Below are 17,886 nucleotides of genomic sequence, written 5' to 3'. Positions count from 1 at the left end.
TAAAAAAACAGAGACCATCTCAAGCTTATTTTGAGATGGTCTCGTCCTTTTATGATAAGTTGTATTGTAATCGCTTATTTAGCTACTTTTTCCAACCATTTTACCATAGAGAGCATTACTATCATGGAAGCACCGGTAGCGCCTACGAATACCAACCAGCATGCCCAGATAGGAACTGTGGTGTACAAGATACCTCCGACAAACAGCAGTGAGTTTCCTACAGCTGTAGCTGCAAGCCAGCATCCTTGCATCAATCCTTGCAAATGAGGAGGAGCCACTTTCGAAACGAATGACAATCCTAATGGAGAAATAAACAGCTCGGCTACTGTCAGGATGAAATACAAGCCAATCATAATCCATGGTGTAACACGGATGGCATCAACCTGTTCTGCAGTCATGGTACTCAAAGCATCTTTTGTTGGAAGTGTGAATGAGAATACCATAAGGAAGATGTAAGCCAAAGCTGCAATACCCATACCGATGGCAATCTTCATCGGAGTAGAAGGTTCTTTACCCTTTTCTTTCATTGAACTGAAAATCCACATGATAAGCGGAGTCAGTGTTACTACGAAGAATGGGTTTACAGACTGGAAGATTTCTGCTCCTTTGATTTGAGTAAATCCTAAATCGATATTGATTACACTGAGGTCTACATAGTCGCGGGCAAAGTAAGTCAGTGAGTAACCGTTCTGGTGGAACGACAACCAGAAGAAGATAACGATGCCAAATACAGCAAACAAAGCATAGATACGCTGTTTGATTTCTTTAGCGTTCATCTGGATTTCTTCTTTATTTACTGTTGCTTTTGCAGCTTTGCTTTCTGTTGCTTTCTTTCCTGGATCTGGGAATGTATTCTTGTTAGACAGATAGATTACCAGTGAAATAATCATTGCTACGATAGCAGCCATAAATGCATAGTGGAAACCACGGTTGAATACGTCAAGGTAATTGTTTACGAAAGCTCCCATGTCAGTAACAGCTTCACCGCTCAGAGAAACCTTGTTTGCCAATACTGTCAGGTTTTCCATAGCCTGTGGAGCCATCTGTGCACCACCCTGCATGGCTTCACGATATTGGTGACAGAGTTCCGGCAAAGTTGCATCATAATCGAAGTTGTTTGCTTTCAGCCACCAGTTACGGACACCAATTGCAATAAATGGAGCGAATACAGCACCTACATTGATAAACATGTAGAATATCTGGAATCCGGCATCGCGTAAATGTGAATATTTAGGGTCATCGTACATTTGTCCTACCAGCGCCTGAAGGTTTCCTTTGAACAAACCATTACCGAAGGCAATTACAGCCAATCCCAGGCAAGTTAATCCTAAGTAAAGAGGAAGACTTGGAACTGGAGTAGGAGTAGGGATGGCAATAATCAGATATCCGATAGCCATCAGAACGAGACCGGCGAAAATAGTTCCTTTAAAGTTTTTAGTTTTGTCAGCTATTATACCTCCGGCCAGAGCCAAAATGTAGATAGATGCATAAAAAGCTGAATAGATATATCCGGTTGTGGTTTCAGACAAACCGAATTTAGCAGAGATAAACAAGGTTAGAATTGCCATCATGATGTAAAAGCCAAAACGCTCTCCCATATTGGCTAAAGCTGCGGCAACCAACCCCTTTGGATGTTTGTTGAACATAAATTGATGAAGATTTAAAAAGTTAATATTAGATTTTATTAATATGCAAAGATAAAATTTTTATAGAATGTACATATGTTTTATCTGTATAAATTCATTTGTAGGGTATGCACTTATACGTCTTTCATCATTTTTTGTAATTTCCCGGAAATAACAAACAGGATGATGGCTGCTGCTCCACTCATAAATACAAACAGCATGAAGAAGTCGTAAAGGTTTTCTATCTGATATCCTAAAAAGTGTCTTACATTTCCATGTTCGGGATAGTATCCACTTAGAACTCCGGCAAATTTATTGGCTGCCGAAGTACTCAGATACCATACTCCCATCATCAGAGAAGAGAAACGTACCGGAGAGAGTTTGTATACCAACGACAATCCTATTGGAGCCAGACAGAGTTCTCCCATTGTATGAATCAGATACAATCCAGTAAGCCAAACCATGCTGACTTTTACACCGGGCTCAATGTCTTTTACACCGAAAGCAATGTATAAGTATCCCATTGAAAGGAGGAGCAAACCAATAGCTTGTTTGCGTGGAGAACTGGGTTCCAATCCTCGTTTGCCTAAGAAAGACCAGATAGCTGCAAAAACCGGAGCAAGCGTTACAATCATAATAGGATTGAACGATTGGAAATAGGCTGCCGGCATTTCCCAATTGCCTATATGACGATCGGTCTGCTCGTCTGCAAAGAATGTGAGTGAGGCTCCAGCCTGTTCGTAGGCAGCCCAGAAAAAGATGACAAAAAATGCAATAATATAGATTACCCCGATTCTCATTTTTTCGGTGCCAGTCAGCGAGTGGTCTGTGATAATCGTAAGTGGTATGATTATGGTTGTAGCATAAATCAAGGCACCTATCCAGTCGGTGTTGGCAAAGACAGACCATCCGGATGCATTCCAGTCGACAGCAAACAACAAGGTCAGAATCAAGGTTCCCATTACCATGAAAGTAGTTCTTTGGGTGGCTTTACTTTTGCAGGGTTGCTCTGGTGTATTCTTGTCTGCCTGAGGGTATTTGGCAGGAGGCATACCTACAGGCTCGCCATCGGGGCCGCAAATGTATTTGTTTTTGAAAATCTGGAATACGGTAGCTCCCAATAACATTCCTATACATGAAGCCAGAAATCCCCATTTGAAATCTTCCGGATGTCCGGTATTTCCAACTAACCCACATACTAGTGGGGCAAGTGTAGAACCTACGTTTACTCCCATATAGAAAATGGTGAAGGCTGCATCTTTTCTTTTATCGTCTTTTGTATAAAGTCTTCCTACCATGGTTGAAATGTTAGGTTTGAAAAAACCGTTCCCTAAAATAAGAAGACCAAGTCCGCAAAACATCAGATATTTTGCCAGAGCAATTTCATGAAAGAAACATGCACTGAGGAATAGCAGGAATTGTCCGATTGCCATTGTTAATGCACCTACAACAATGGAGCGGCGGTTTCCCCAGTATCGGTCGGCAATGTATCCTCCTATCAGTGGGGTAAGATAAACCAATCCTGTATAGCTGCCATATACTTGCGAAGCCGTTTCTTTGTCGAAGAGTAAGGCTTGTACCATGTAGAGCATGAATAGGGCACGCATGCCATAGTAGCTGAACCGCTCCCACATCTCTGTTACAAATAAAAGGTATAATCCTTTTGGATGCCCTTTTGTGTGTTTCATTTGCTTTTTGTTGATAAAATGTTATGATATTGATTAAAAAACTTTGCAAAAATAATAAATAAATCCATTTTTACAAAAATGAGGATTGAAGGGCTTTCTTTTTAAGGTTATGATAAGGATGAGATAAAAGTGTACTGTAACAAAATAAAAATCCCCTTTTGCCGTTATGTATTGGTTTTTGGCAAAAGGGGATTGTATATTTTGTATTAATCAATTATTTCTTAACAGCAGCACTTGGAGTATAACGTGCATTCAGTCCTTCTACGATTTCTTCAGTGATGTTGAATGCCTTGTCAGCATAAAGCAGGTTGTCAAAACCTGTATTGCTGAAAATCAAGCTATATCCTTTATCTTTGTTATACATTTTCAAGAATGAGTTGATAGAGTCGCGGAGCTGCAAGCTGTTTTTCTGGTTCTCAGTCTGCAATTCGTTAGCCAGTTTTTCCTGCAACTGCTGCAAATCGCGTTGCTTTTGTGCAATACGGAGATTTTCCTGTTCTGCACGTTCGCGGCTTGCAAAACCATTGTTTTCCAATTTACGCTGGAATTCTCTCATTTCTTGTTCAAGTTCCTTTGCTTTTTCGTTCAGAGTTGTACGGATGTTTTCTTCTTTCTGAATCATCATCTCATTCAAATCATTCCAAAAACGATATTTAGTCAGCAAAGAATCGATTTCTACATATGCGATTTTCAGTTCGCCTGATGCAAGAGCTGCAGCAGGTGTTGCATTGCCTTCATTAGCATTTTTGTTGTCGGCACATTGTGTAAACATAAATGCCATTGCCAGCATTAAAAATCCTTTCAGGATATACTTTGTTTTTTTCATCATGTTTTATATCTTAAAAAGTTAATATTATTAGTCATTTTGTTCTGGCTGTCTACGCTCTGCTATTGCATGCGGATTGGTAGCCTGAGCTTCCCGGTCCTGCGATTGTACACATCCTATTCCTCTTTTTCGCATAGCTTTGCTTCCGCTGACATGCGTATTGGGGAATCGTCCATTCTTTTTAAAGAGTATTTTTACAGATAATAGTGCAATACAAATAGCAACTATTAACATTGTTATCAGAATAGTCTTAACCATTTCTATTATTTTTGTGCTGCAAATATATAGTTTTTGTCACTATTCCATCTGCTTTTTGATTGAAAAAAGTACATACCGATGTGTAAAGTGAGCTATTTAACTTCTTTTTGCAGAAAAAATAAAGGGTAAAAACAATTTAATAAACTTGATTTATGGAAAAGAAAGATTTACAACCAGCTTCAGTGTTTCATTATTTTGAGGAAATATGTCAGGTTCCTCGTCCTTCCAAGAAGGAAGAAAAAATCAGAGCTTATCTGATTGGTTTTGCACAGAAGCATGGTTTGGAATATAAAGAAGATGAAGCCGGTAATATTTTAATAAAGAAATCTGCTACACAGGGTATGGAACATGTGAAAACTGTTATTTTGCAGTCGCACATGGATATGGTTTGTGAAAAGAATAAAAAATGTCTTTGCTAAATTTTAGGTATAGAACAAACAACCTTTAATAACCAGTTGGTTAATAAATAAGGTATGTTAATTAACTCAGCGTTGTTGTTTTTATAGGATTATCCGGATGTTTCAACTAAATGGCTATTCTGTGGGCAGGGAGAAATGTTTTTGAAAGAAGAGAGCAAGAACCAGCTGTTACTTCACAGTAAAACGAAAATGAAGATGCGTAATTTATGCGTGAAAGAATTATCTCTCTGGAATCGGAGAATAAGGTTCTAAGAGAAATGCTCGGTCTGCAGCGGGACTGCGAAAAGATTGCGTTGTAATTGATTTAAAAACAGGGAAAAGAATTAAATAATTTGTTTAACGGCTACTAAATATTATCTTATGAACGAAGAAATTACGATGGAGACAATTCTTTCTATCTTTAAAAATTATTCAGACGGAAAAAGATTAAAAGAAATAAAGGATTGTGTGGTGAAGATAAGTACTCCGGAGGGTGAACTGATGTGTCCCAATCAGGCTGAAATAGAAAAGCAGGTTGAGGATCTTATTAGGGCTGATAGGAAATTGGATAAAGAATCATCTTTGATTTATTCAAATGGTATTTATAAAAAGCGAAAAAGTAAACGTGATCCAGAAGAAGCTTTTCGTGCAAGTTCATCTGAATATGTAGGACGCGCAGGCGAGTGTGCAGTTATGTCTGAACTTATGTTCAGGGGTTATAACGCAAATAGAATGATGATTGATGAAGGTGTTGATATTGTTGCTGTAAAACGTAATATATATTATTATGTGCAAGTTAAAACTACATTTGTAAAGGATGGCAGAATTTATTGTCAGATTGGCATAGATAGATTTGATCATTATATAGATGCTCAGATAAGGTATGTTATTGTTGCCAGATATAGAGATAAGGATGAGGAGAAAAATATGTTTTTTGTATTTACTCCAAGAGAAATAGAAAAATATGTTCATGACAGGTGTATTAAAAGAGGAGAAACAAGTATTTCAATAAAAATAGCTTTCAATGATAAAACAGGTGAACCATATCTATATGATGAAAAAAATGCTGATATTTCTTGGAACAAGAATAGGTTTGATTTATAATATTCAAACGAATAAGAATAATATAAAATAAGATATATTCATAGGAAATCTGAAAATGAATAAATTATTTTTAATATTAATTTTGATTTTATTATCAATAAATGTTTATCCTCAATCGTCATGGGATAGAAATAAATACATATATAAAAATTATGATTATGGATTTGCTTGGATTTTCCCGGATTTTGCTAAATGGGAAGAGGATATGACGCTTGAAAAGCATACTGTATTTAAAGTTCGCCAACCGGATATGGGGATTGTGGTTTATATGAATGTAAATGATACTCCTGTTAAAGATTACTGGGAACAATATGATTTATTTCTTCAATTAATGGAAAAGTCTTTAATGATAATGAATAAGAACATCGGAGCAGAAATATATGATAAATCATATAAAAAGTTTTTATTGGCAGGGCAACATGCAGTAAAAGTAAAGTATAAATTTACAATTAAAGATGATAGATATGATACCCCTCTAAATACTTCTGTCGTTAGCTACTATTATGTCTCTAATTATAAATCTTACATTTTAACATTACAGGTTCCTACCGAGGTGTTTACATTTGAAGGATTTGAAGAAGAGGTTGTAACTGAAATTTTTAAAGGATATCATATTTTGTACTCTAAAAATCAAGATTAACCTCGTATGAACGAGTTATTATCAAATGGAGTAATATCTATTCTTTATATTTGAGATGGGATAATAATATAAACAAGAGGGTGAATTCTAAGTCCTCTCCAAATAAAATCTTTAAAATCTTGCCCAAGTTTACGTACCTTAACGTATTCTTGGGTAAGTTTGTATATGTACATGACAATTCATTAGAAATCCTAACGGTTCCCTAAATCTAAGAATTTTTCGAGGTTATTCCAATTTTTATTATGCAACCAATGTTACAAATGGGGTCTGCCTTCGTATCACGGCAAAAGCTCTAGCTATGATTTTAGCTCGTACGGCATTGATGACAGATGCTTTATGTTTTCCTTCCGCTATTTTTCTTTGATAATATGCTTTCATTTGTGGATCCCAAGAGATGGCAGTGATAGCAGCTCTGGTAAGGTATACTTTTATTTCTTTGCTGGCCAATGGAGATGTCTGTGTTTTTCCTCGAATGGAAATCCCTGAAGTATGTTCAAATGGGGCAACTCCACAATAGCAGGCTAATTTCCTAGGATTGTCAAATCTTTGAAAATTATCAGTTACACACAGTAATACAATAGCATTGATTATACCTATTCCTTTTATACTTCTTAATAATAGATAGTTTGTGTAAAGAGAATTATTAGCAGCTATTAATTGCTCCATAGCTTCTTCAACCTTCAGGATTTTTTCTTTTATTGAATCAAGTTGCTCTTCTAAAAAAGAAATGGATTCTGTTACATCAGCTAACTTAGCCATTTGGGAGAATGTTTCCAATAACTTTGTACCTGATACTTTTTGCTTAACCAAGTTATCACGTATAATAATCCACCCTCTTAATCTCACCAGGTCTTTATCTGGCAATTTGTATAATTTCAGTTTTCGATAGTGCAGTACCGCATAATTTGCTATTCTTTTGGCATCTATACGGTCATTTTTACCTCGTTGTAGACCTATTGATTTCTTTATGGTTAACTGACAAACTAAAGTTAAAGAGAATCCCATGGTAACACTAGAAACAGATAATTCCGTGACGTAACTACCCATATTTTCGGCACAAAACAAGACTTCAGATAAAGAAAGCTGATAATTGTCAATCCAAGCCAACATGGACTGTATTCCTTCCGGAGTGTTATCAAAAGACTTGTGAGACAATTCTTTTTCCTCAGCAGACATTAATGATGCATCAAAAGTGTTTTTTCCTACATCAAGACCTACAAAATGAGAATAATTCATAACTTTGTATTTACAGTATTAAACATATAGGAGAAGCAGCTAATACATTTATTAGGTCGTGAACCTACAATTCTAACTGGCTAGGTTCTCCAATTAAGAGAGTTGCAGTCTAATTCACCCTACAGTCATTTAAGACTAGTGTCAAAGTTAGTTCACTGCAACTCTTCTTTTTTAATATACACTTTTATTCTATTAGAATATTAATACTGCAAATGTAAATGTGTCAAAATTGTACTGCACCCCAAAAGTTGGACGTTCAATTAAAATTGATGATCAATTCATTGATGGATGCACGCAAATTAGACAGACAGATAGATATTGATAGTGGCAGGTCTCAGTCCTTTTCTGACAAAGCGCTCTTCCAGTATGCGTATATCGTTAGGAGTAATGTATCTGACAAGTGTGTCCGGCTTCAGAACGGAGGCCACAGCATTGTAGGAAGCCTGTACAATTATGGCATGACGATTGCGGCCACACTCCTGCAGCCTTTTCAGTTTATCCATGTACATGCCTTGCATTGTGATTGAGCTTGCATCACTCGGATCTTATAAAAGTGCATCTTTGATGGACGAACATGTATCGCATACGGAAGGATTTATACGCTTGAGACTTTCAAGATATTCTTCCATGACAAACTGCATCCGTTTGTTCATCATAGCTGCATCTTTCCGATAACACACCTGACCGTTTCAAACTGGTACTCTTCGTCAATCTCAAACTCCGTGGAAATGTAACGCACTTGCTTCTTGTGGGAGACAGCCAGGTATATACCCAGCTTGCCAGACGCTTTCCGGCGCGTAGGCAGAATTTTGTAGTTCAAAGTAGTCATAATGGTATGAGTATTAGTTTTCGACAAACCTTTTCGACAAACCTTTCATCTCACGGGTGGGTTTTCGGCTTGTTTTTTTATTCTCATGTTATGACTGAGAGAAAAAGGATATTTTGTAAATGTCTGATATACAATATGTTTAAAGGGCGCTTAAACAGCTCTTGGGAATAAAAATATTTTCTATTATTTTTGTGCTGCAAATATATAGTTTTTGTCACTATTCCATCTGCTTTTTGACTGAAAAAAGTGCATACCGATGTGTGAAGTGAGCTATTTAACTTCTTTTTGCAGAAAAAATAAAGGGTAAAAACAATTTAATAAACTTGATTTATGGAAAAGAAAGATTTACAACCAGCTTCAGTGTTTCATTATTTTGAGGAAATATGTCAGGTTCCTCGTCCTTCCAAGAAGGAAGAAAAAATCAGAGCTTATCTGATTGGTTTTGCACAGAAGCATGGTTTGGAATATAAAGAAGATGAAGCAGGTAATATTTTAATAAAGAAATCTGCTACACAGGGTATGGAACATGTGAAAACTGTTATTTTGCAGTCGCACATGGATATGGTTTGTGAAAAGAATAAAGATACAGAACATAATTTTGATACTGATCCGATACAGACCTATGTAGATGGCGAGTGGCTTAAGGCAAAAGGTACTACACTCGGTGCAGATAACGGTATCGGTGTAGCTACTCAGTTGGCGGTACTGGCTGCCGATGATATCAAGCACGGACCAATAGAGTGTCTGTTTACTGTAGACGAAGAAACCGGACTGACAGGAGCCTTTGCTTTGAAGGAAGGATTTATGGAAGGGGATATATTAGTCAATCTGGATTCGGAAGACGAAGGTGAATTGTTTATTGGTTGTGCTGGAGGTGCCGGTACAACAGCACAGTTCCCTTGTCCGATGATTGCTGCTCCGGAAGGTTACTTTTTCTTCCGTGTGGTAGTAAAGGGTTTGACCGGAGGACATTCGGGTGACGATATCAATAAAAACCGTGCCAATGCGAATAAGCTACTGAACCGTTATCTGGTACAGTTGAGCCAGAAGTATGATTTGTATCTGAGCGAGATAGACGGAGGTAATCTGCACAATGCTATTCCTCGTGAAGCATCGGCTGTGTGCGCTGTTCCTATGAAGGATAAGGAATCGGTACGTGTGGCGTTGAACATCTTCCTGGCTGAAGTAGAAAATGAATTTGCAGTAACAGAACCTAATCTGATGATGGATTTGGAGTCGGAAGCTGCTTATGCAGAAGTGATGGAGCCTCAGGCTATGAAGCGTTTCCTGCATTCTATTTATGCTGTACACAACGGAGTGTATGCGATGAGTCAGGATATCGAAGGACTGGTAGAAACTTCATCGAATCTGGCATCGGTAAAACAGCGTGACGGTATGATTGTAGTTGTAACAAGTCAGCGCAGTTCTATTCTTTCTTCTCGTAAGGATATGTCGCAGATGGTTCGTTCTGCATTCGAACTGGGTGGAGCTACAGTTACTACCGGCGATGGCTATCCGGGCTGGAAGCCTAATCCATCTTCTGAAATATTGCATATTGCCAAAGAAAGCTATTTACGTCTGTTTGGTACAGAACCTAAGGTGAAAGCAATTCATGCAGGATTGGAATGTGGACTTTTCCTGGAGAAATATCCTTCTTTGGATATGGTTTCGTTTGGTCCGACATTACGTGGCGTACATTCTCCCGATGAACGTATGCTGATTCCTACTGTCGACAAGTTCTGGCGTCATTTGTTGGATGTATTGGCTCATATACCTGCAAAAGCATGAAACTGAAAACAATATTAGGAGTTTTTGTTGTGTGCTGTACCTGTCTGTCGGTACAGGCACAACAACAGTTCCGTGTGATGGAATATAATGTAGAGAATTTGTTCGACTGCCGGCATGATTCGCTGAAAAATGATAAAGAATTTCTGCCGGAAAGTCCTAAGGGCTGGAGTTACAATCGTTATCAGGATAAGCTGAAGAAGATAGCAAAAGTAATTCTTGCTGCCAGTCATGAGCAGGTTCCCGATTTGGTAGGTTTGTGTGAAGTAGAAAATGAATATTGTTTGGATGGGTTGACCCGATATTCTCCCTTGCGTGATGCCGGTTATCGTTATGTGATGACTAATTCGCCCGATGAGCGAGGGGTAGATGTGGCTTTGCTGTATCAGCCGGCTACTTTTCGTCTTATCGGATCACAATATATAGGTATACCTTATAAAGAGATAAACCGTCGTCCTACTCGCGATATTCTTCATGTCACAGGAAGAGTAGTGAGCGGAGATACGTTGGATGTTTTTGTCTGCCATATGCCGTCCCGTTCGGGTGGGGAAGTCAAGAGTGAACCTTATCGTCTGTTTACGGCACGCCATCTTCGTCAGGCAGCCGATTCTGTGATGAGAGTCCGAAAGACCCCACATGTTATTATTATGGGCGACTTTAATGATTATCCTTCCAACCGTTCTATTGCCGAAGTGCTGGGAGCTGTAAAACCTGGTAGAAAAATACAGAAAACGACTTTGTATAATTTGATGGATGGAAAAGAAGGGGGAACTTATCGTTATCGTGGAGAATGGGGGATTTTAGACCATATGATAGTGAACGGCATGATGCTGAATAAAAAATCCCGGATTCGGACAAACTACAAGGAAGCACGGATTTTAACTTTCCCTTTCCTGTTGGAGGAAGATGAACGCTATGGAGGTGATACTCCTTATCGGACTTATTGGGGGAAAAGGTATCATGGCGGATATAGTGACCATTTACCCATCGCAGTCGATTTATATATAAAAGATTAAAGTATTAGTAAAGGTAAAAAGAGATGGAATGGCAAAAGTGGAAAGGACATGGAGCCATGTTCTGCGCAAATGCCATGTGGGGGTTAATGTCTCCTTTGGCAAAACTTGTTATGTTAGGAGGGGCGGTAACTCCTCTTGTTGTGACAGATTTGCGCATTTTTGGTGCAATGATCTTGTTTTGGATAGCTTCGTTTTTCAGAAAGCCTGAGCATGTAGGGCATAAGGATCTTGCAAAATTGTTTGTGGCTTCTTTGTTGGCAATTGTGTTTAATCAGGGCTGCTTTATCTTTGGAGTGGGACTGACTTCTCCGGCCGATGCTTCGATTATTACCACCAGTATGCCACTTATAGCAATGGTGCTGGCTGCTATTTATCTGAAAGAGCCTATTACAGGAAAGAAAGTATTGGGTATTGCGCTGGGAGCTACAGGAGCTTTATTGCTTATTATGGGAAGCCAGCATACCGATACGGCTCAAAAGGCTGGAGAGCATTATATCTGGGGCGATTTGCTGGTATTATTGGCGCAATGCAGTTATGCACTTTATATCGTGCTTTTTAAAGACTTTGTAGGTAAATATTCTTTGTTTACTATTATGAAATGGATGTTTACTTATGCTTTTATCTGCGCCTTACCGTTTTCGTATCATGATTTGCTGAATGCATCTTGGGATATGCTGACTTGTACTGAAATTGCTTCATTGACTTTTATTGTGGTAGGAAGCACTTTCTTCAGTTATATTTTTGTAGTGGTAGGTCAGAAGAACCTGCGTCCTACGGTGGCCGGTATGTATAATTATGTGCAACCGATCATTGCAAGTATTGTGGCTGTATGTTGGGGTATGGACTCATTTAACTGGGTAAAAGTGCTTTCTGTAGGACTGATATTTGGCGGAGTATATATGGTTACTATCAGTCGTTCCCGTAATGATTTGTCTCAGAAAGCAAAAAGTTGATTATTTACGTATTGTACGTATGAGTAGACAATAACCGGTTGTGATGAATGATGGTTTGTTATCAGCGCCGCTGTTTGTATAGCTGTTGATGTTGCCTCTGCAATCGGCGGTGCTGATTGTATAGTTGTTATTGTCGGCAATAGTTGAAGACTGGTGTCCGAAATAGATGGCGTTGAGTTAGCGCAGTTCGGGTTATAGAGTTGGAATCTTATTCTGCCTTCAGTCTATACCGGTTCTCTTCCTTTTCTATAACTCCTTCATTTATCAATACAGAGATAGCTCTTGAAAGTGAAGGACGGGCTACTCCTATGATGGAGGCTACTTCTTGTATGTTTTGTATTTGTCCGTGCCGTTTCAGGTAATTTACAATTCTCTCATTTAAGTTCTGTAAGGCAAATTCATTCAGTTTCTTGCTTAGAAAAACCGAACGGTCGGATATGTGTTGCAGAAAATTGCGAAGAACATTTTTGTCTGTTGTCATTAAGTCGAGGAAACCCTCTCTTGAGAGTGTCCAGATACGTACTTCTGTCTCTGCTTTTAGAGTGACAGGAAAAAAGTTTTCACTGCTATACAGGAAAGCAGGAGCCAATACTTCTGGAGCTTTCAGTCTTTCAATGATAATTTCTTTACCTTCATCATTAACCATACGTGCAGAAAGTTCTCCGGCGCATAGAAGCATCAATGAGAGACAGGGTGATCCTTGAAGTGCTATCAAGTCATCTTTCTTATAAGTGCTGATACGGTTGGACGTTTGTTGCAGAAACTCTTCTATTGCGCATCCTGTAAATAAGGGAAAGTCGCGTAACTCGTAGAATTTGCTCATGGCTTTATAGGGAAAACAGGATTTAACTTCTTTTTTTGTCGGGTGTAACATAGGTTACACTTCATCTGTATCCGATGGAATATCTTTGCGCAAAGATAAAGCAATATTTAGTAAAGTATTTATTTAAAGATATTTTTATGGAGAATAATCAGATGTTCTGTTTTCAGTGTCAAGAGGCGGCTAAAGGAATTGCGTGTACATTGAAAGGTGTATGCGGAAAAAACAATACTACGTCTGCCGCAATGGATTTACTGCTTTTTGTAGTAAGAGGTGTATCGGTTGTAGCTGATGTCTTGTATGACAATGGTATGACAGCCGATAATGAAACTTGCGGTTTTGTAACGGATGCTCTTTTTTCTACCATTACCAATGCAAATTTTGATGAAGAAAGTATTCTGGCGAGAGTAGACAAAGGACTTGTGCTGAGAAATCGCCTGATACAAAAAGCAGAAGAGGCTGGAATTGTTTTGCCGAAAGTGGATGAACTGAGTTGGCAGGGGAGTCGTGAGGTATATAAGGAAAAAGCGCAGCGTGTAGGCGTTCTTCGTGAAACGGATGCCGATTTGCGTTCATTGAAGGAATTGGTTCTGTATGGCTTGAAAGGAATAGCAGCTTATCATGAACACGCCATGCGCTTGGGATATAATGATGAGGCTATTCATGCTTTTATGCACCATGCCTTAAGATGTATGGCAGAAAATCTGTTATCTGTTGAAGAGTGGTTGAATTTAGCTTTACAGACAGGAGAATACGGGGTAAAAGTAATGGCTTTGTTGGATAAAGCCAACACAGAGCGTTATGGTCATCCTGAAGTCACTGCTGTGAATATTGGTACCCGTCAAAACCCGGGTATTCTGATTAGCGGACACGATCTGCATGATATAGAAGAACTTCTGAAACAGACAGAAGGAACCGGTGTGGATGTGTATACACATAGCGAAATGTTGCCGGCCCATTATTATCCGGCATTCAAGAAATATTCCCATTTTGTAGGAAATTATGGCAATGCCTGGTGGAAGCAGCGTGAGGAATTTGCTTCATTCAATGGACCGATTGTCTTTACTACAAACTGTATTGTTCCTCCTTCGGCTACGGCTTCGTATAAAGACCGTATTTTTACCAGCAATTCAACCGGTTACCCGGGATGTCGTCATCTTGAATCTGATGCAAACGGAAAGAAAGATTACTCGGAGGTTATTGCGTTGGCCCGTCAGTGTAAGGCTCCTGAGCAGATTGAAGAAGGTCAGATAATAGGTGGTTTTGCCCATCATCAGGTTTTGCAATTGGCAGATAAGGTCATAGAGGCGGTAAAGACAGGTGCCATACGTAAATTTATAGTAATGGCAGGATGTGACGGACGGATGAAGAGTAGGGAATATTATACAGAGTTTGCCCAGAAACTTCCTCACGATTGTGTCATTCTGACGGCAGGTTGTGCCAAGTACAAGTACAATAAATTGTCATTGGGCGACATTGATGGTATTCCACGTGTACTTGATGCCGGACAATGTAATGATAGTTATTCACTGGCTGTTATTGCTCTGAAGCTGAAAGAAGTGTTTGGTTTGAATGATATCAATGAATTGCCTATTGTGTATAACATAGCCTGGTACGAACAGAAAGCGGTTATTGTTCTGCTTGCCTTACTCTCATTGGGAGTGAAAAATATCCATTTGGGACCTACGCTTCCTGCTTTCCTTTCTCCGGGTGTGGCGAAAGTGCTGGTAGAGCAGTTTGGTATAGCCGGTATAGGAACTGTAGACGAAGATCTGAAATTGTTTAATATCTTATAAAATAAAAAGTATGAATATATTACATAAAAATGTGGGAGATATTGTGGCTGAACGTTTTTCAACCGCACAAGTATTTAAGCGCTATGGCATTGATTTCTGCTGTCATGGAGGTGTGACTCTGGAAAAAGCTTGTGCCAATGCCGGAGTGGATACAGCACAGGTATTGGATGCTTTACAAAAGGAGGAAACTGCCATAGCTGGAGGAGAAATTCCGTTTGCTTCATGGCCTTTGGACTTGCTGATAGATTATGTATTGAAAATACACCATCGTGGCATTCGTAGCAAGGGGCCGGAGTTGCTGGATTTAATCGCAAAGGTGAGAAGAGTGCATGGGGAAGCTCACCCCGAGTTGAATGAGTTGTACGAACTGGTCCGTGCATCTCTCGAAGACTTGGAAATGCATTTGCAGAAAGAGGAAAATGTCCTGTTCCCTTACCTGTACGACTTGTTTGAAGCTGCACAGCAGGAACATAGTATCGGAGCAATGCATTGTGGAAGTATTGCCAACCCGATTGGAGTCATGCATATGGAGCATGAGAATGAAGGCAATCGCTATTTGCACATCAGAGAAATAACTCATGGTTTCCGCGTCCCCGAGGATGCTTGTGGAAGCTATCGCCTGATGCTTGCAGAACTGGAGCTTTTTGTAGATGCTTTGTTTGAGCATATTCATATAGAAAATAATATCCTTTTCCCGAGATTCGTGGAATTGGAGAGAGAATGGGTGCGATAGAGAGTAGTATATATTTTTTTGAGGATGCTTCTGTATGGGTTGGGCTTGAGCCTGACTATATGGAGGCATTCTTGTTTTGTATTAAGAAATGAAGTCGCATAGAAGTTTGCAAGGGATAAAAAGGGCAGTTCGAAACTTTCAAAAACGTGACTTGTATCGTGAGCTTACGATACAAGTATCGTTGGCCTTCGATACAAGTCGCGTAAGCTCACGATACAAGTCGCGTTTTTTGAAGTAAATTGTAATGGGATAATTGTATATAAAAAGAAATCGTCCGTCTGAATTTAGACGGACGATTTTAAGTGCGGTGCGTACGGGACTCGAACCCGTGACCCCATGCGTGACAGGCATGTATTCTAACCAACTGAACTAACGCACCATTAAGTTTTTGTTTTTATCGTTGCTATCTCTCTCGATTGCGATGCAAAGGTACAACCTTTTTTTGAATTACCAAATCTTTTGGGCACTTTTTTGTGAAAAAAGTTATTTTTTTGTCATTCCTTCTTTTTGATGAAAAGCATAAGAACTTCTTATCGTGGAGTCAAAGTGTTTATTTTCTGTACAATACATACATCCTTATAGCCGTTTCCGGTATATAGCCATTCTTTCAACTCTCCGCAGATAAAATACCCACATTTTTGAAACAACTGTATGCATGCGATATTGTCTTTGCGAATATATGCATATATCTGGTGAATACCGAGCCGGCGAAAGCAGTGTTGTTCCAGCAGGAACAGAGCCATTTGGGCAAATCCTTGCCGGCGAAAGGACGGATGAATCACAATTCCTACTTCGGCCCGGTTGTGGCGTGGGTCGAACTGGAATAAATCAATAATGCCTGCAATCTGTTTGGATTGAGTTTCTATCAATAAGCGAAGCTGATGGTCTGCATACAAGTCGTTCTGGTTTTCGCTGATGTATTTTTTTAGTTGATAGCGGGAGTAGGGGGCAGTAGTATTGCCCATATCCCACAACTCTTCATCGTTTTCGAAAGCCAGCATCACATCGATATCTTCGGGCTCTGGTGCGCGGAGAGTTATTTCCTGATTTTGAAGTCTGTATGTATTCACTGTTTATCTTGCAAGTCAAGTTCGTTCAACATACGTTCACGTCCGGGGATGCAGAACATGGAAGCTATCAGTACCATGCCGACACATAACAAGCCTGTAGTATTCATGCTCCAGTAATAGATAGACAGGTTGATAAGGGCTGGAACCAACAGCAATGCGATGCGTACTTCATTCCACCGGCGATAGCTTTTCAATGCATCCATCAAGTTAAGCTGCTTGATGTATTTGGTAAGAGATAAACTGAACAGGCGGAGTGATACGGGAATCAGTCCTACTGTGAGTAAGATTCCTACAACCTGTAGAATGTAGTCGGCACGCGGATCATCTACGAAAATGCCTTGTGGCAGGATGTCCATTTCGTATAAAAGAACTGTTGCAGCACATAAAATCCACAACAGAAAATATTCTACCTTTAAGTAATTCAATAAACGGGTCATTTCTTTTTCCATGGTAATAAAGATTTATAGAGTACCGGTAAAGACGGTACGGTTTACGATTGATCGTCCTAATGTTACTTCATCTGTATATTCCAGCTCGTCGCCGATGGAAATTCCGCGGGCAATCATTGTCAGCTTTACATCGTAAGGGGCGAGTTTCCGGAAGATATAAAAGTTGGTTGTATCTCCTTCCATGGTAGAACTGAGTGCAAGAATAACTTCTTTCACTTCTCCCGATTTTACTCTTTCAACCAGACTTTCAATTTGAAGATCGGAAGGGCCGATGCCGTCCATGGGGGAAATGACTCCTCCCAATACATGGTACAAACCTTTGTATTGCTGGGTATTCTCTACTGCCATTACATCGCGGATGTTTTCTACCACGCACACGGTTGACGAGTCCCGTGAAGGGTTGGAGCAGATTTTACAAACTTCTGTATCGGATATATTGTGGCAGACTTTGCAGTATTTTACCTCGTGTTTTAATGTAATCATGGCATTGCCGAATGCTTCCACTGTCTGTGCATCCTGACGGAGCAGATGCAGTACGAGACGCATGGCAGTTTTCTTGCCGATGCCGGGTAGCTTGGCAAACTCACCAACGGCTTTTTCCAAAAGTGCTGACGGATATTGCTGGCTCATGTGTTTTCTTTTATTTGCGTGCAAAAGTAC

Annotated in this window: 17 protein-coding genes, 1 tRNA gene and 1 pseudogene; 8 read left to right on the top strand and 11 right to left on the bottom strand. The window is 39.4% G+C overall.

Features of this window, described 5'->3' with window-relative positions; translation table 11 throughout:
• Positions 1–74 precede the first annotated feature (74 nt).
• From WKU26_RS01760 to WKU26_RS01745, 4 genes are all read right to left on the bottom strand, one after another.
• Positions 75–1,646, bottom strand: coding sequence for a peptide MFS transporter (locus WKU26_RS01760; protein ID WP_340320679.1), 1,572 nt, complete (start codon positions 1,644–1,646; stop codon positions 75–77).
• Positions 1,647–1,759: 113 nt separating this feature from the next.
• Positions 1,760–3,313, bottom strand: coding sequence for a peptide MFS transporter (locus tag WKU26_RS01755; protein WP_340320678.1), 1,554 nt, complete (start codon positions 3,311–3,313; stop codon positions 1,760–1,762).
• A gap of 214 nt (positions 3,314–3,527) precedes the next feature.
• Positions 3,528–4,139: an OmpH family outer membrane protein gene (locus WKU26_RS01750; protein WP_340320687.1), complete on the bottom strand. Its 612-nt coding sequence runs from the start codon at positions 4,137–4,139 to the stop codon at positions 3,528–3,530.
• A 30-nt stretch (positions 4,140–4,169) separates the two neighbouring features.
• Positions 4,170–4,397 carry a hypothetical protein gene (locus WKU26_RS01745; protein ID WP_340320677.1) on the bottom strand — a complete coding sequence of 76 codons (228 nt, stop codon included), beginning with the start codon at positions 4,395–4,397 and terminating at the stop codon, positions 4,170–4,172.
• 152 nt (positions 4,398–4,549) lie between these two features.
• Between WKU26_RS01745 and WKU26_RS01740 the strand changes: the two are divergent.
• The 3 genes and pseudogenes from WKU26_RS01740 to WKU26_RS01730 all read left to right on the top strand — a co-directional run.
• Positions 4,550–4,798: pseudogene (locus WKU26_RS01740) on the top strand (cytosol nonspecific dipeptidase); the annotation flags it as partial.
• Between the two features lie 378 nt (positions 4,799–5,176).
• On the top strand, positions 5,177–5,899 hold the full coding sequence (locus WKU26_RS01735; protein ID WP_340320676.1) for a hypothetical protein: 723 nt from the start codon (positions 5,177–5,179) through the stop codon (positions 5,897–5,899).
• Positions 5,900–5,954: 55 nt separating this feature from the next.
• Positions 5,955–6,539, top strand: coding sequence for a hypothetical protein (locus tag WKU26_RS01730; RefSeq protein WP_340320675.1), 585 nt, complete (start codon positions 5,955–5,957; stop codon positions 6,537–6,539).
• A 240-nt stretch (positions 6,540–6,779) separates the two neighbouring features.
• On the opposite strand, the gene WKU26_RS01725 is transcribed toward WKU26_RS01730, so the two are convergent.
• Complete coding sequence (locus WKU26_RS01725; RefSeq protein WP_340320674.1) at positions 6,780–7,775, bottom strand: IS110 family transposase; 996 nt, start codon at positions 7,773–7,775, stop codon at positions 6,780–6,782.
• 299 nt (positions 7,776–8,074) lie between these two features.
• Entirely contained in the window at positions 8,075–8,278 is a 204-nt protein-coding gene (locus tag WKU26_RS01720; RefSeq protein WP_340320673.1) for a hypothetical protein, read from the bottom strand.
• A gap of 656 nt (positions 8,279–8,934) precedes the next feature.
• On the opposite strand from WKU26_RS01720, the gene WKU26_RS01715 reads away from it, so the two are divergent.
• The 3 genes from WKU26_RS01715 to WKU26_RS01705 are packed head-to-tail and all read left to right on the top strand — an operon-like array spanning position 8,935 to position 12,358.
• A complete protein-coding gene (locus tag WKU26_RS01715; RefSeq protein WP_340320672.1) occupies positions 8,935–10,392 on the top strand; it encodes an aminoacyl-histidine dipeptidase in 1,458 nt (485 codons plus the stop codon).
• Positions 10,389–11,405, top strand: coding sequence for an endonuclease/exonuclease/phosphatase family protein (locus WKU26_RS01710; protein ID WP_178265547.1), 1,017 nt, complete (start codon positions 10,389–10,391; stop codon positions 11,403–11,405). Before WKU26_RS01715 ends, WKU26_RS01710 begins: the two co-directional genes overlap by 4 nt.
• 23 nt (positions 11,406–11,428) lie before the next feature.
• On the top strand, positions 11,429–12,358 hold the full coding sequence (locus WKU26_RS01705) for a DMT family transporter (protein ID WP_340320671.1): 930 nt from the start codon (positions 11,429–11,431) through the stop codon (positions 12,356–12,358).
• A gap of 208 nt (positions 12,359–12,566) precedes the next feature.
• On the opposite strand, the gene WKU26_RS01700 is transcribed toward WKU26_RS01705, so the two are convergent.
• On the bottom strand, positions 12,567–13,181 hold the full coding sequence (locus WKU26_RS01700; protein WP_340320670.1) for a Crp/Fnr family transcriptional regulator: 615 nt from the start codon (positions 13,179–13,181) through the stop codon (positions 12,567–12,569).
• Between the two features lie 137 nt (positions 13,182–13,318).
• Here WKU26_RS01700 and hcp point away from each other — a divergent pair, with 137 nt between their 5' ends.
• Both hcp and ric read left to right on the top strand, forming a co-directional pair.
• Positions 13,319–14,974 (top strand): hydroxylamine reductase, encoded by a 1,656-nt coding sequence (gene hcp, locus WKU26_RS01695; RefSeq protein ID WP_340320669.1) that lies wholly within the window; start codon positions 13,319–13,321, stop codon positions 14,972–14,974.
• Position 14,975: 1 nt separating this feature from the next.
• On the top strand, positions 14,976–15,707 hold the full coding sequence (gene ric, locus WKU26_RS01690) for an iron-sulfur cluster repair di-iron protein (RefSeq protein ID WP_445323200.1): 732 nt from the start codon (positions 14,976–14,978) through the stop codon (positions 15,705–15,707).
• Between the two features lie 305 nt (positions 15,708–16,012).
• Here ric and WKU26_RS01685 read toward each other — a convergent pair.
• From WKU26_RS01685 to recR, 4 genes are all read right to left on the bottom strand, one after another.
• Positions 16,013–16,086 (bottom strand) — tRNA-Asp (locus WKU26_RS01685).
• A 151-nt stretch (positions 16,087–16,237) separates the two neighbouring features.
• On the bottom strand, positions 16,238–16,777 hold the full coding sequence (locus tag WKU26_RS01680) for a GNAT family N-acetyltransferase (RefSeq protein WP_269876230.1): 540 nt from the start codon (positions 16,775–16,777) through the stop codon (positions 16,238–16,240).
• Positions 16,774–17,226: a hypothetical protein gene (locus tag WKU26_RS01675; RefSeq protein WP_340320667.1), complete on the bottom strand. Its 453-nt coding sequence runs from the start codon at positions 17,224–17,226 to the stop codon at positions 16,774–16,776. Before WKU26_RS01675 ends, WKU26_RS01680 begins: the two co-directional genes overlap by 4 nt.
• Positions 17,227–17,238: 12 nt before the next feature.
• Positions 17,239–17,856 (bottom strand): recombination mediator RecR, encoded by a 618-nt coding sequence (recR, locus tag WKU26_RS01670; protein ID WP_178267301.1) that lies wholly within the window; start codon positions 17,854–17,856, stop codon positions 17,239–17,241.
• Positions 17,857–17,886: the final 30 nt, after the last annotated feature.

It is taken from the genome of Phocaeicola sp. HCN-40430 (assembly GCF_037890285.1).
In the GTDB taxonomy this organism is placed as follows: domain Bacteria; phylum Bacteroidota; class Bacteroidia; order Bacteroidales; family Bacteroidaceae; genus Phocaeicola; species Phocaeicola acetigenes.
The sequence above is the reverse complement of the archived record's forward strand: the minus strand, read 5'-3'. Positions and strand labels throughout refer to the sequence as shown.